The following is a 13,487-nucleotide window of genomic DNA, read 5'->3' as shown; positions in this document are numbered from 1 at the left end:
TCGTGGCGTGGCGATTGCCCGACGCGAGCGGCCTGCCGGCCGTTCGCGCCACACACGGCTTAACGTGCGTTGAGCGGCTTCGCTTCGCGCGGCGTATCGCCGATGAACAGCTGACGCGGACGGCCGATCTTCTGTTCCGGATCCGCAATCATTTCGTTCCACTGTGCGATCCAGCCGACCGTACGTGCCATCGCGAAGATACACGTGAACATCGACGTCGGGATGCCCAGCGCGCGCTGGACGATGCCCGAGTAGAAGTCGACGTTCGGGTACAGCTTGCGCGACACGAAGTATTCGTCTTCCAGCGCGATCTTCTCGAGCTGCATCGCGAGCTTGAACAGCGGGTCGTCGTGCAGGCCCAGTTCGTTCAGCACTTCGTAGCACGTTTCGCGCATCAGCTTCGCACGCGGGTCGTAGTTCTTGTACACGCGGTGGCCGAAGCCCATCAGCTTCACGCCCGAATTCTTGTCCTTCACCTGCTTGATGAATTCGGGGATGTTGTCCGGCGAACCGATCTGCTCGAGCATGTTCAGCGCGGCTTCGTTCGCACCACCGTGCGCCGGGCCCCACAGACACGCGATACCGGCTGCGATACACGCGAACGGGTTCGCGCCCGACGAGCCGGCCAGGCGGACCGTCGACGTCGATGCGTTCTGCTCGTGATCGGCGTGCAGGATCAGGATACGGTCGAGCGCACGGACGAGCACGTCGTTGACCTTGTACTCTTCGCACGGGTTCGAGAACATCATGTGCATGAAGTTCGCGCTGTACGACAGCGAGTTCTTCGGATACACGAACGGCTGGCCGATGCTGTACTTGTACGCCATCGCGACAAGCGTCGGCAGCTTCGCGATCATGCGGATCGCCGACACTTCGCGGTGACGCGGGTCGTTGATGTCGAGCGAGTCGTGGTAGAACGCGGACAGTGCGCCGACCGCGGCGACCAGGATCGCCATCGGGTGCGCGTCGCGACGGAAGCCACGGAAGAAGAAGTGCATCTGCTCGTGCACCATCGTGTGCTTCGTGACGGTGTCGACGAATTCCTTCTTCTGCGCGGCGTTCGGCAGTTCGCCCTTCAGCAGCAGGTAGCAGCTTTCGAGGAAGTCCGCGTTTTGCGCGAGGTTGTCGATCGGGTAGCCGCGATACAGCAGTTCGCCCTTGTCGCCGTCGATGTACGTGATCGCCGAATTACACGAAGCCGTCGACATGAAGCCCGGGTCGTACGTGAACTTGCCGGTCTGGCCGTACAGCTTGCGGATGTCGATCACGTCCGGGCCCATCGTGCCCTTGTAGATCGGCAGTTCGACGCTCGGCGAGTTGTCGCTGAACGATAGCGTGGCTTTAACATCAGACGGAGTCATGGCACATCCTCAATCGAAATAAAGAAACGGGATTCGATAACGGGCACAGCGCGTTACACCTTGGCGTTACACGTTGCGCAGCATCTCCAACAGCCGGTGAATGTCCGGGCTGTCTAGGTCGCCCTCTGGTTCCTTGCGCGCGAGGAGCAAGTCCATCAGGTCGTTGTCGCTCAGATCGAGCAGGCGCGACAACGCGCCTACGTCTGCATCGGTGAGGTCATGCTCGTATCTGCTGAAGAACCGTTCGAAAACGATGTCGTTTTCCAGCAGACCCCGCCGCGCACGCCAGCGAAGGCGCGCGCGACGGTGCGGGTCGGATTGATGCGAATCGCTCATCTCGACCTTAAACAGCGCGGCGGACCATCAGTTCCTTGATCTTGCCGATCGCCTTCGTCGGGTTCAGGCCCTTCGGGCAAACGTCGACGCAGTTCATGATCGTGTGGCAACGGAACAGACGGTACGGGTCTTCCAGGTTGTCGAGACGCTCGCCGGTCGCCGTGTCGCGGCTATCCGCGATGAAGCGGTAAGCCTGCAGCAGGCCGGCCGGGCCGACGAACTTGTCCGGGTTCCACCAGAAGCTCGGGCACGACGTCGAGCAGCTCGCACACAGAATGCACTCGTACACGCCGTCGAGTTCGTCGCGCTCTTCCGGCGACTGGAGGCGTTCCTTCTCCGGCGGCGGCGCGTCGTTGATCAGGTACGGCTTGATCGAGTGGTACTGGTTGAAGAAGTGCGTCATGTCGACGATCAGGTCGCGCACGACAGGCAGGCCCGGCAGCGGACGCAGCACGATCTTCTGCGGCAGGTCGTTCAGGTTCGTCAGGCACGCGAGACCGTTCTTGCCGTTGATGTTCATCGCGTCCGAACCGCACACGCCTTCACGGCACGAACGACGGAACGACAGCGTCTCGTCCAGGGCCTTCAGCTTGACCAGTGCGTCGAGCAGCATGCGCTCATGCTGGATCTCGAGCTCGTACGTCTGCATGCGCGGCGCTGCGTCCTTGTCCGGATCGTAGCGGTAGACTTCAAAAATGCGTTTTGCCATTTCGGATTCCTTTGACTCGGCTTAGAACGTGCGCGGCTTCGGCGGCACGGATTCGACCGTCAGCGGCTTCATTTGAACCGGCTTGTAGTCGAGGCGATCGCCTTCGCTGTACCACAGCGTGTGGCGCAGCCAGTTCTCGTCGTCACGGTGTTCGTAGTCGCTGTGCGCGTGCGCGCCGCGGCTTTCCTTGCGCGCTTCCGCCGACACCATCGTCGCGCGGGCCACTTCGATCAGGTTCTCCAGCTCGAGCGCTTCGACGCGCGCGGTGTTGAACACCTTCGACTTGTCCTTCAGGTGGATGTTTTCCACGCGCGCCTTCAGGCCGGCCATCTGGTCGACGCCTTCCTTCAGCAGTTCCGACGTGCGGAACACGCCTGCGTGCTTCTGCATCGTCGAGCGGATGTCGTTCGCGACGTCCTGCGTGTATTCGCCCGACGTCGACTTGTCGAGCTTCGCGAGGCGCGCCAGCGAGAATTCACCTGCATCGGCCGGCAGCGGCTTGTGTTCCTTCTGGTTCTTCACGTGCTCGACGATGTGGTTGCCGGCCGCACGGCCGAACACCACGAGGTCCAGCAGCGAATTCGTGCCGAGGCGGTTCGCGCCGTGCACGGACACGCACGAGCACTCGCCCACTGCGTAGAAACCGTTGACCGGATCCTTGTGGCCGCGCGACGTGCCGACGACCTGACCGTGGATGTTGGTCGGGATGCCGCCCATCTGGTAGTGGATCGTCGGGACGACCGGGATCGGTTCCTTGATCGCGTCGACGTTCGCGAACTTCAGCGCGATTTCGCGGATCGACGGCAGACGCTTCATGATCGTCTCGGCGCCGATGTGCGACAGGTCGAGCAGCACGTGATCCTTGTTCGGACCGACGCCGCGACCTTCCTTGATTTCCTGGTCCATCGAACGCGACACGAAGTCACGCGGCGCCAGATCCTTCAGCGTCGGCGCGTAGCGCTCCATGAAACGCTCGCCGTTCGCGTTGCGCAGGATCCCGCCTTCGCCGCGCACGCCTTCGGTGATCAGCACGCCCGCGCCGGCCACGCCGGTCGGGTGGAACTGCCAGAACTCCATGTCCTGCAGCGCGATGCCCGAACGCGCGGCCATGCCGAGGCCGTCGCCGGTGTTGATGAACGCGTTGGTCGATGCCGCGAAGATCCGGCCTGCGCCGCCCGTCGCGAACAGCGTCGTCTTGCCTTCCATGATGTAGACGTCGCCCGTCTCCATCTCGAGGGCCGTCACGCCGAGCACGTCGCCGTCCGCGTCGCGGATCAGGTCGAGCGCCATCCATTCGACGAAGAACTGCGTCTTCGCTTCGACGTTCTGCTGGTACAGCGTGTGCAGCAGCGCGTGGCCGGTACGGTCGGCGGCCGCGCAAGCGCGCTGGACCGGCTTCTCGCCGTAGTTCGCGGTGTGGCCGCCGAACGGACGCTGGTAGATCGTGCCGTCCGCGTTGCGGTCGAACGGCATGCCGAAGTGCTCGAGCTCGTACACGACGTTCGGCGCTTCGCGGCACATGAATTCGATCGCGTCCTGGTCGCCGAGCCAGTCGGAGCCCTTGATCGTGTCGTAGAAATGGAAGTGCCAGTTGTCTTCGCTCATGTTGCCGAGCGACGCGCCGATACCGCCTTGCGCGGCCACCGTGTGCGAACGCGTCGGGAACACCTTCGACAGCACGCCGACCGACAGGCCCGCGCGCGACAGTTGCAGCGCCGCGCGCAAGCCGGAGCCGCCCGCGCCGACGATCACGACGTCAAACTTGCGGCGCGGGAGGGAAGTTTTGATTGCAGCCATTCTTTACACTCTCCAGAGAATCTGCGCGGCGTAGCCCGCACATGCGAGCAGCCAGACGATGGTCAGCGATTGCAGCAGCAGGCGCACACCGACGGGCTTCACGTAGTCCATCCAGATGTCGCGCACGCCGACCCATGCGTGGTAGAAGAGGGAAAGCAGCATCACGAAGGTCGCGAGCTTCATCCATTGCGCGGCGAAGATCGATGCCCAGCCTTCGTACGAAAAATCGTGCGCGCCGAAGAACAGGACGAGCAGAATGACCGTGTAGACCGCCATGATCGTGGCGGTGACGCGCTGCGCGAGCCAGTCGCGCAGGCCGTAGTGTGCGCCGACGACGAGGCGCTTCGAGCCGATTCGGTTGTTGGCTGCCATTTTCTTAGAATGCTCCGAACAGTTTGAGTGCCATGGCGATCGTCAGCGCGATCGAGACGACAAAGACGACGACGGCCGTCCGCTTGCCGCCTTCCTTCGTGACGGCGTCGTGGTTGACGTCCATCAGCAGGTGGCGAATGCCGGCGCAGAAATGGTGGAAGAAGGCCCACGACAACGCGAGGACGATCAGCTTGACGACGATGTTGGAGAGGAAGGCCTTGAAGACTTCGAAGCTGAGCTCGGACGTCAGGCTCTGGTCGAAGAGGAACAGCAGGAACGGCAGGAACAAGAACAGCAGCGCGCCGCTGACTCGATGGAGAATCGACAATATCGCCGCCAGCGGCATGCGATATTTCATCGTGATATCGCCGAATCCGATGTTCCGGTATTCCGGCCTCGGCTTTCTTACTGCGTCAGTCATGCTAGACCCCTACTATGTTGTCACACTAATCCGCAATTTTAGCGCCTTTTTATATCGCGCTGCAGCGAAAGTCTGCTCTGGATAGTTGCGCGAACAAGAACAAAGGCGGCCCGAAACGTGCTTCGCGAGCGTGGGGTACGCGAATGCACGCGGCCTGAGCCAAACGTCGTCAACTCAAGTCATTCTGATAGTAGTACCCGGTTGTGACATACCAGCCGCGTCGCACTTCCACCGGCCGGTCCCCGTACGTATAGGACACGCGCTCCACCGACAGCAGCGGGAAACCCGCCGGCACGTGCAGCAGGTCGGCCACCGCCGGATCCGCCGCGACCGCGCGGATCTTCTCCGTCGCGCGGATCATCCGCGTACCGAACTCCGTCTCGAACATCGCGTAGAGCGGCCCCTTGTATTCGCTCAGCCGCTCGAACGTGAGCCCGCGGAACATCGCGCCCGGCAGCCAGATCTCGTCGAGCACCGTCGCTTCGCTCTCGAACTCCAGCAGGCGGCGCACCTGCACGACGGGATCGGCCGGCTTCAGGTCGAGCTGCCGCGCGATCTCGGCCGGCGCGCGCAGGCGCCGGCATTCGAGCAGGCGGCTCACGTGCGGGTGCTCGGCACCGTCGTCGGCCAGCAGCCGCAGGAAGCGGAACTGCGCGCGATCTTCGTTGTGCGTTGCAACAAAAGTGCCCTTGCCCTGCCGCCGGACCACGAGGTTTTCGGCGGCCAGCTCGTCGATCGCCTTGCGAACGGTGCCCTGGCTGACCTTGTAACGGGCCGCGAGCTCCACTTCGCTGGGGATGATCTCGCCCGGCTTCCACTCGCCGGATTCGAGACTTTGCGTGATCAATGACTTAATCTGCTGGTATAACGGGCTGAACGTCGGCGACGCGGAGGCCGCGGGCGAGGCTGCGGGATCGCCCGCGCCCGGCTGCCCTGGGCCGCCTGCGCCGGTCTGATTCGCGGTGTTCGCCTGGTTCGATGTCATGGCGCGCATTTCATCACAAACCGCACTTTTTCGTCCACTCAATTTCCGCAAAACATCTGTCTTATATAAGACATATGATACCGTTTGACTTTGCGCGTGACGGCTCCTACACTCCCGGTCGAGCAAGGGTTCGCGGGTGCAACAGCGCGTCCCCGGCTACGTGCCACGGCCGTCTCCAGGTTCACCGCGTCTGCCATCGCGAGTCCTCCGCCCTGCTTCAATGCAACGCTACGCACAACGCGCATAGAATGGCGTTTTCGCTCGCGTCCAACGCTTCACCCGTCCTGGAGATTTTCAATGGCTAAGCCCGCAAAGCGCGTTGCCGTCACCGGCGCCGCAGGTCAAATCGCTTACTCCCTGCTGTTCCGCATCGCGAACGGCGACCTGCTCGGCAAGGATCAGCCGGTCATCCTGCAGCTGCTCGACCTCCCGCAAGCCCAAGCCGCCGTCAAAGGCGTCGTGATGGAACTCGACGATTGCGCGTTCCCGCTGCTCGCGGGCGTCGTGATCACCGACGATCCGAAGGTTGCATTCAAGGATGCAGACGTCGCGCTGCTGGTCGGTGCACGTCCGCGCTCGAAGGGCATGGAGCGCAAGGACCTGCTGTCGGCAAACGCCGAAATCTTCACGGTTCAGGGCGCTGCGCTGAACGAAGTCGCGAGCCGCGACGTGAAGGTGCTGGTCGTCGGCAACCCGGCGAACACGAACGCGTACATCGCGATGAAGTCGGCGCCGGATCTGCCGAAGAAGAACTTCACGGCCATGCTGCGCCTCGACCACAACCGCGCGCTGTCGCAACTCGCCGCCAAGTCGGGCAAGCCGGTCGCGTCGATCGAGAAGCTCGCCGTGTGGGGCAACCACTCGCCGACGATGTACCCGGACTTCCGCTTCGCGACCGCCGAAGGCGAATCGCTGCTGAAGCTGATCAACGACGACGTGTGGAACCGCGACACGTTCATCCCGACCGTCGGCAAGCGCGGCGCGGCGATCATCGAAGCGCGCGGCCTGTCGTCGGCAGCGTCGGCAGCCAACGCGGCGATCGACCACGTCCGTGACTGGGTGCTCGGCACGAACGGCAAGTGGGTCACGATGGGCATCCCGTCGGACGGCTCGTACGGCATCCCCGAAGACATCATCTACGGCGTGCCGGTCACCTGCGAAAACGGCGAATACAAGCGCGTCGAAGGCCTGGAAATCGACGCGTTCTCGCGCGAGAAGATGGACGGCACGCTGGCCGAGCTGCTCGAAGAGCGCGATGGCGTCGCCCACCTGCTGAAGAACTAAGCATCATGCGCCTTTGCCGGGCGGCCCTCGGGCCACCCGGTTCCGGTCCGGGCCGGCCAGCCGCCGGCCCTGCCGAACGATCCGATCCGCGCACGTTTTGCCGCCCGGCGCCCGCCGCGCACCGGCCCAGAACCTGCCCGAATCCGATTTTCTCCACGTTGACCCGCTTCCCTGACGTAGAAGAGATGGCCGTGCTCACTCCTGCACAAGTGCTGTACGACGGGGCGCCCCCGCCCGCGATCCTGCCCTGCTGCGATCATTACGCGGGCAGCGAGAAGCTGATGCGCAAGTCACTCGCGCTGCAGGCCGAGCTGGGTCCCGTGTTCGACCTCACACTCGACTGCGAGGACGGCGCGGCCGTCGGCCAGGAGGCCGCGCACGCGGCGCTCGTCGCCGACCTGCTCGGCAGCGCCGAGAACCGCTTCGGCCGCGTCGGCGTCCGCATCCACGACTTTTCCCATCCGCACTGGCGCGACGACGTGCGCATCGTGCTGCGCGCATCGCGCGTACCCGCCTACATCACGCTGCCGAAGGTCGCGAACGCCGCCGACGCGGCCGAAATGACCGCGTTCATCGAAGGCACCCGCCGCGAGCTCGGCATCGCGCAGCCGATCCCGGTCGACGTGCTGATCGAGACGCACGGCGCGCTCGCGCAGGCGGCCGCCCTCGCCGCGCTGCCGACGGTCGGCACGCTGAGCTTCGGGCTGATGGATTTCGTGTCCGCGCACCACGGTGCGATTCCCGATTCCGCGATGCGCTCGCCCGGCCAGTTCGATCATCCGCTCGTGCGCCGCGCGAAGCTGGAAATCGCCGCCGCCTGTCACGCGCACGGCAAGACGCCGTCGCACAACGTGACGACCGAGGTGCGCGACATGAGCGTCGTGGCCGGCGATGCGCGCCGCGCGCGCGACGAATTCGCGTTCACGCGGATGTGGAGCATCCACCCCGCACAGATCCGCCCGATCGTCGACGCGTTCGCGCCGCGCACCGACGAAGTCACGCTGGCCGCCGAGATCCTGCTGGCCGCGCAGGCCGCCGACTGGGGCCCGACGCGCCACGGTGATACGCTGCACGATCGCGCGAGTTATCGTTATTACTGGTCGGTGCTGCGCCGCGCGCAGGCCACCGGCCAACCCGTACCATCCGAGGCCGCACCGCTGTTCGGCCCTGCCGCAGCGGGCGTCGCGCCGTGAGCGCGCGCCGCCTGTCGATACACGCGTTTCATGCATTCGTCGATGCGCGAACCGGACAGAGGTTTGCGAAACGACAAAAAACGTAACGGAGCCCGAAAACCTGATATATGCGCGGCCAAATAGGTGAAAATAGCGGCCGCTGCGCGCTTTCGGGGCGCGTGCAGTTTCAAACCGGCCGGCAGTTTCGATTGCCGGCCCTTGTCAACTGATTATCGAAAGGTTCTGACTCCATGAAGAAACTCCTGATCGCTACCGCCATCGGCGCCTTGTCCGCCACGATGCTGGTGTCGGCTCCGAGCGCGTTTGCCCAGGGTACGGCCACCACCGCGAAGAAGGCCACGGCCAAGCGCCCGGCGCCGGCCAAGCGCATCATCCCGCGCAGCAAGAAGGCGCAGGCACGCGCGGCGGCCAAGGTCGATCCGGTACCGGACGGCGCGGTCAAGTGGTCCTGTAAGGAAGGTCTGTCGTTCGACCTCGCCGGCGACATGAAGCGCGACCAGGTCGTCACGGTTCACTGGGCGAAGAAGAACTACAAGCTGCCGCGTCAGACCACGACGACGGGCGCCGACACGTTCTACGATCCGGCAGCGGGCTTCAAGCTGGTCGTGATCCCGACCAAGGCGATGCTGTTCTCCGACGCGAACGGCGGCGAGCGCCTCGCGGACGAATGCGTGACGCCGGAAATGGCGCAAGGCACGGCAGCACCGACGCAGTCGAACGAGCTGAAGCCGGCCACGAACTAAGCGCGTTTTTCCGCTCCCGGCCCCTCGATGTCCGCCCCGGTCTCCAACGTCCGCCCTGCTCCGGATACGGTACTCGTCGATATCGTCGACTACGTGCTGAACACCGGTATCGACAGCGCGCTCGCGCTGGAGACGGCGCGTCATTGCCTGATCGACACGCTCGGATGCGGACTCGAGGCGCTGTCCTACCCTGCCTGCACCAAGCTGCTCGGCCCCGTCGTGCCCGGCACGATCGTGCCGAACGGTGCGAAGGTGCCCGGCACGTCCTTCCAGCTCGATCCCGTCCAGGCCGCGTTCGGCATCGGCGCGATGATCCGCTGGCTGGACTTCAACGACACCTGGCTCGCCGCCGAATGGGGTCATCCGTCCGACAACCTCGGCGGGATCCTGGCGACGGCCGACTGGCTCTCCCGCACGGCCCGCGCGGCCGGCCGGAAGCCGCTCTCGATGCGCGACGTGCTGGTCGCGATGATTCAGGCCCACGAGATCCAGGGCTGCCTCGCCCTCGAGAATTCGTTCAACGCGGTCGGGCTCGACCACGTGCTGCTCGTGAAGGTCGCGTCGACGGCCGTCGTCGGGCGGCTCCTCGGGCTCACGCGCGACGAGTTGATCAACGCGGTCTCCAACGCATTCGTCGACGGCCACGCGCTGCGTACCTACCGCCATGCGCCGAACACCGGTTCGCGCAAATCCTGGGCGGCCGGCGACGCGACGTCCCGCGCGGTGCGCCTCGCGCTGATCGCGAAAACGGGTGAAATGGGCTATCCGTCGGCGCTCACCGCCAAGACCTGGGGCTTCTACGACGTGCTGTTCGACGGCAAGCCGTTCCGCTTCCAGCGCCCGTACGGCACGTACGTGATGGAAAACGTGCTGTTCAAGATCGCGTTCCCCGCCGAATTCCATGCGCAGACGGCCGCCGAGGCCGCGCTGCAGCTGCACGCGCAGCTCGCCGCGGCGGGCCGCACGACCGACGACATCAGCCGGATCACGATCCGCACGCACGCGGCCGCGATCCGCATCATCGACAAGCACGGCCCGCTCGCCAATCCGGCCGACCGCGACCACTGCATCCAGTACATGGTCGCCGTGCCGCTGCTGTTCGGCCGGCTGACCGCGGCCGACTATGAAGACTCGGCCGCGGCGGACCCGCGCATCGACGCGCTGCGTGCGAAAACCGTGTGCGTCGAGGATCCGCAGTTCACGAAGGATTATCACGATCCGGACAAGCGATCGATCGCGAATGCGCTGACGATCGCGTTCACGGACGGATCGAAGCTTGCCGAAGTGGCGGTCGAGTACCCGCTCGGCCATCGGCGGCGCCGCGCCGAAGGCGTTCCGCTGCTGGTCGAGAAGTTCAGGACCAACCTCGCCCGCCGCTTCCCGGCCAAGCAGCAACAAGCGATTCTCGACGTGTCGCTGGACCAGGCAAAGCTCGAAGCGATGCCGGTCGATGAGTACGTCGACTTGTATGTGATATAGCCGTCAGATACAGGACTCTTTGTTTCCTAGCCTTAAACCCAGGAAAATCACCATGGCCCACAATCTCCACAAGACCCTCAAGGAATTCGACAGCGGTTCCGGCAAAGGCAAGTTCTACTCGCTGCCGCAACTCGGCAAGGAGCTGAAGACGAAGATCGAACGCCTGCCGGTGTCGATCCGCATCGTGCTCGAGTCCGTGCTGCGCAACTACGACGGCAAGAAAATCACCGAAGAGCACATCGAGCAGCTCGCGAACTGGAAGCCGACCGCGAAGCGCGTCGACGAGATTCCGTTCGTCGTGTCGCGCGTCGTGCTGCAGGATTTCACGGGCGTGCCGCTGCTCGCCGACATCGCGGCCATGCGCGGCGTCGCCGAGCGTACGGGCAAGAACCCGAAGAAGATCGAGCCGCTGGTCCCGGTCGATCTCGTCGTCGACCACTCGGTCCAGATCGACTACTTCCGCCAGAAGGACGCGCTCGACCTGAACATGAAGCTGGAATTCCAGCGCAACAACGAGCGCTACCAGTTCATGAAGTGGGGTATGCAGGCGTTCGACACGTTCAAGGTCGTGCCGCCGGGCGTGGGCATCGTCCACCAGGTGAACCTCGAATACCTCGCGCGCGGCGTGCACAAGAAGGCCGACGGCGCCGACACCGTGTACTACCCGGACACCCTCGTCGGCACGGACAGCCACACGACGATGATCAACGGCATCGGCGTGGTCGGCTGGGGCGTGGGCGGCATCGAGGCGGAAGCCGGCATGCTCGGCCAGCCGGTGTACTTCCTGACGCCGGACGTCGTCGGCGTCGAGCTGAAGGGCAAGCTGCGCGAAGGCGTGACGGCCACCGACCTGGTGCTGACGATCACCGAGATGCTGCGCAAGGAGAAGGTCGTCGGCAAGTTCGTCGAATTCTTCGGCGAAGGCACGAAGTCGCTCTCGCTGCCGGACCGCGCGACGATCGGCAACATGGCGCCGGAATACGGCGCGACGATGGGCTTCTTCCCGGTCGACGAAAAGACGATCGACTATTTCGAAGGCACCGGCCGCACGAAGGCCGAGATCGCCGCGTTCGAAAACTACTTCAAGGCGCAGAAGCTGTTCGGCATTCCGAAGGCCGGCGACATCGACTACACGAAGACGGTGACGCTCGACCTCGCGACGGTCGCCCCGTCGCTGGCCGGCCCGAAGCGCCCGCAGGACCGCATCGAGATCGGCCACGTCAAGTCGACGTTCACCGACCTGTTCTCGAAGCCGGTCGCGGAGAACGGCTTCGCGAAGAAGGCGGAAGACCTGAACACGCAGTACACGACGAGCAACGGCGTCGACGTGAAGAACGGCGACGTGCTGATCGCCGCGATCACGTCGTGCACGAACACGTCGAACCCGAGCGTGCTGCTGGCCGCCGGCCTGCTCGCGAAGAAGGCGGTCGAGGCCGGCCTCACGGTCGACCCGAAGATCAAGACCTCGCTCGCGCCGGGATCGCGCATCGTCACCGAATACCTGACGAAGACGGGCCTGCTGCCCTATCTGTCGAAGCTCGGCTTCGAAGTCGCGGCCTACGGCTGCACGACCTGTATCGGCAACGCGGGCGACCTGACGCCGGAACTGAACGAAGCGATCACGAAGAACGACATCGTCGCGGCGGCCGTGCTGTCGGGCAACCGTAACTTCGAAGCGCGTATCCACCCGAACATCCGCGCGAACTTCCTCGCGTCGCCGCCGCTCGTCGTCGCGTACGCGATCGCCGGCAACATCACGCGCGACCTGATGACCGAGCCGGTCGGCAAGGGCAAGGGCGGCCGCGACATCTACCTCGGCGACATCTGGCCGACGAGCGACGAAATCCACGCGCTGCTCAAGTTCGCGCTCGACCCGAAGAAGTTCGAGGACAACTACTCGAAGCTGACCAAGAAGGGCGACCTCTGGAGCAAGATCGAGGGTGAGACGGGAGAGGTCTACGACTGGCCGAAGTCGACGTATATCGCCGAGCCGCCGTTCTTCGGCAACGACTTCTCGATGGAGCCGGCTGCATCGATCCCGACGGTCAAGGGCGCGCGCGCCCTGGGCATCTTCGGCGACTCGGTCACGACCGACCACATCAGCCCGGCAGGCTCGATCAAGGAAGACTCGCCGGCCGGCAAGTGGCTGAAGGAAAACGGCGTGCAGAAGGCCGACTTCAACAGCTACGGCTCGCGCCGCGGCAACCACGACGTGATGATGCGCGGCACGTTCGCGAACGTCCGGATCAAGAACCTGATGATCCCGGCGAAGGCAGACGGTACGCGCGTCGAAGGCGGCCTGACGATCCACCAGCCGAGCGGCGAACAGCAGTCGATCTACGACGCGGCCATGCAATACGTGGCCGCCGGCACGCCGACCGTCGTGTTCGCGGGCGAAGAGTACGGCACGGGCTCGTCGCGCGACTGGGCCGCGAAGGGCACGCAACTGCTCGGCGTGAAGGCCGTGATCGCACGCAGCTTCGAGCGGATCCACCGCTCGAACCTGGTCGGCATGGGCGTGCTGCCGCTGCAGTTCAAGGGCTCGGACAGCGTCCAGTCGCTCGGCATCACCGGTGAAGAGACGTACGACATCGAAGGCCTCGGCGACGACTTCAAGCCGCAGCAGGACGTCACGCTCGTGATCCATCGCAAGAACGGCGAAACGCAGCGCGTGCCGGTGCTGCTGCGCATCGATACGCCGATCGAAGTCGACTACTACAAGCACGGCGGGATTCTGCCGTTCGTGCTGCGCTCGCTGCTCGCGGCGTAAGCGCGCGGCCGTTGCAGGTGCCGCAGCCGCCTCGCGG

Annotated in this window: 12 protein-coding genes; 5 read left to right on the top strand and 7 right to left on the bottom strand. The window is 64.5% G+C overall.

All coding sequences use genetic code 11. The features are described from left to right. Positions 1 to 59: 59 nt before the first annotated feature. The 7 genes from gltA to DFS13_RS30520 all read right to left on the bottom strand — a co-directional run bounded on the left by gltA (position 60) and on the right by DFS13_RS30520 (position 5,990). Positions 60 to 1,361: a citrate synthase gene (gene gltA / locus DFS13_RS30550; protein WP_006487713.1), complete on the bottom strand. Its 1,302-nt coding sequence runs from the start codon at positions 1,359 to 1,361 to the stop codon at positions 60 to 62. A 66-nt stretch (positions 1,362 to 1,427) separates the two neighbouring features. Continuing rightward, positions 1,428 to 1,697, bottom strand: a complete 270-nt coding sequence (locus DFS13_RS30545; RefSeq protein WP_006495963.1) for a succinate dehydrogenase assembly factor 2 — start codon at positions 1,695 to 1,697, stop codon at positions 1,428 to 1,430. A gap of 7 nt (positions 1,698 to 1,704) precedes the next feature. Then, positions 1,705 to 2,406 (bottom strand): succinate dehydrogenase iron-sulfur subunit, encoded by a 702-nt coding sequence (locus tag DFS13_RS30540; RefSeq protein WP_006479352.1) that lies wholly within the window; start codon positions 2,404 to 2,406, stop codon positions 1,705 to 1,707. Between the two features lie 21 nt (positions 2,407 to 2,427). After that, positions 2,428 to 4,203 carry a succinate dehydrogenase flavoprotein subunit gene (gene sdhA / locus DFS13_RS30535; RefSeq protein WP_006487772.1) on the bottom strand — a complete coding sequence of 592 codons (1,776 nt, stop codon included), beginning with the start codon at positions 4,201 to 4,203 and terminating at the stop codon, positions 2,428 to 2,430. A 3-nt stretch (positions 4,204 to 4,206) separates the two neighbouring features. Continuing rightward, positions 4,207 to 4,575 carry a succinate dehydrogenase, hydrophobic membrane anchor protein gene (sdhD, locus tag DFS13_RS30530; RefSeq protein ID WP_006487767.1) on the bottom strand — a complete coding sequence of 123 codons (369 nt, stop codon included), beginning with the start codon at positions 4,573 to 4,575 and terminating at the stop codon, positions 4,207 to 4,209. 4 nt (positions 4,576 to 4,579) lie between these two features. After that, a complete protein-coding gene (gene sdhC, locus DFS13_RS30525; protein ID WP_012493208.1) occupies positions 4,580 to 4,996 on the bottom strand; it encodes a succinate dehydrogenase, cytochrome b556 subunit in 417 nt (138 codons plus the stop codon). Positions 4,997 to 5,165: 169 nt separating this feature from the next. Continuing rightward, positions 5,166 to 5,990, bottom strand: coding sequence for a GntR family transcriptional regulator (locus DFS13_RS30520; protein ID WP_012493207.1), 825 nt, complete (start codon positions 5,988 to 5,990; stop codon positions 5,166 to 5,168). A gap of 288 nt (positions 5,991 to 6,278) precedes the next feature. Here DFS13_RS30520 and DFS13_RS30515 point away from each other — a divergent pair, with 288 nt between their 5' ends. The 5 genes from DFS13_RS30515 to acnA all read left to right on the top strand — a co-directional run bounded on the left by DFS13_RS30515 (position 6,279) and on the right by acnA (position 13,450). After that, positions 6,279 to 7,265 (top strand): malate dehydrogenase, encoded by a 987-nt coding sequence (locus tag DFS13_RS30515; protein ID WP_006487742.1) that lies wholly within the window; start codon positions 6,279 to 6,281, stop codon positions 7,263 to 7,265. 185 nt (positions 7,266 to 7,450) lie between these two features. Next, positions 7,451 to 8,458, top strand: a complete 1,008-nt coding sequence (locus DFS13_RS30510) for a CoA ester lyase (protein WP_006495965.1) — start codon at positions 7,451 to 7,453, stop codon at positions 8,456 to 8,458. A 230-nt stretch (positions 8,459 to 8,688) separates the two neighbouring features. Then, on the top strand, positions 8,689 to 9,201 hold the full coding sequence (locus DFS13_RS30505) for a hypothetical protein (RefSeq protein ID WP_006487782.1): 513 nt from the start codon (positions 8,689 to 8,691) through the stop codon (positions 9,199 to 9,201). A 27-nt stretch (positions 9,202 to 9,228) separates the two neighbouring features. After that, the gene (locus DFS13_RS30500; RefSeq protein ID WP_111442492.1) at positions 9,229 to 10,680 is read left to right on the top strand and encodes a bifunctional 2-methylcitrate dehydratase/aconitate hydratase; all 1,452 of its coding nucleotides are present in this window, start codon (positions 9,229 to 9,231) and stop codon (positions 10,678 to 10,680) included. Positions 10,681 to 10,732: 52 nt separating this feature from the next. Beyond that, entirely contained in the window at positions 10,733 to 13,450 is a 2,718-nt protein-coding gene (gene acnA, locus DFS13_RS30495; protein WP_006495966.1) for an aconitate hydratase AcnA, read from the top strand. Positions 13,451 to 13,487: the final 37 nt, after the last annotated feature.

The sequence above is a fragment of the Burkholderia sp. 28_3 genome, assembly GCF_003253915.1.
GTDB lineage: Bacteria > Pseudomonadota > Gammaproteobacteria > Burkholderiales > Burkholderiaceae > Burkholderia > Burkholderia cenocepacia.
The sequence above is the reverse complement of the archived record's forward strand: the minus strand, read 5'-3'. Positions and strand labels throughout refer to the sequence as shown.

Coding starts and splice junctions, on each gene's coding strand:
- DFS13_RS30540 (WP_006479352.1), bottom strand. CDS start 2,406: ATGGCAAAACGCATTTTTGAAGTCTACCGCTACGATCCGGACAAGGAC.
- DFS13_RS30520 (WP_012493207.1), bottom strand. CDS start 5,990: ATGCGCGCCATGACATCGAACCAGGCGAACACCGCGAATCAGACCGGC.
- sdhD (WP_006487767.1), bottom strand. CDS start 4,575: ATGGCAGCCAACAACCGAATCGGCTCGAAGCGCCTCGTCGTCGGCGCA.
- DFS13_RS30515 (WP_006487742.1), top strand. CDS start 6,279: ATGGCTAAGCCCGCAAAGCGCGTTGCCGTCACCGGCGCCGCAGGTCAA.
- DFS13_RS30505 (WP_006487782.1), top strand. CDS start 8,689: ATGAAGAAACTCCTGATCGCTACCGCCATCGGCGCCTTGTCCGCCACG.
- sdhC (WP_012493208.1), bottom strand. CDS start 4,996: ATGACTGACGCAGTAAGAAAGCCGAGGCCGGAATACCGGAACATCGGA.
- DFS13_RS30500 (WP_111442492.1), top strand. CDS start 9,229: ATGTCCGCCCCGGTCTCCAACGTCCGCCCTGCTCCGGATACGGTACTC.
- DFS13_RS30545 (WP_006495963.1), bottom strand. CDS start 1,697: ATGAGCGATTCGCATCAATCCGACCCGCACCGTCGCGCGCGCCTTCGC.
- gltA (WP_006487713.1), bottom strand. CDS start 1,361: ATGACTCCGTCTGATGTTAAAGCCACGCTATCGTTCAGCGACAACTCG.
- DFS13_RS30510 (WP_006495965.1), top strand. CDS start 7,451: ATGGCCGTGCTCACTCCTGCACAAGTGCTGTACGACGGGGCGCCCCCG.
- sdhA (WP_006487772.1), bottom strand. CDS start 4,203: ATGGCTGCAATCAAAACTTCCCTCCCGCGCCGCAAGTTTGACGTCGTG.
- acnA (WP_006495966.1), top strand. CDS start 10,733: ATGGCCCACAATCTCCACAAGACCCTCAAGGAATTCGACAGCGGTTCC.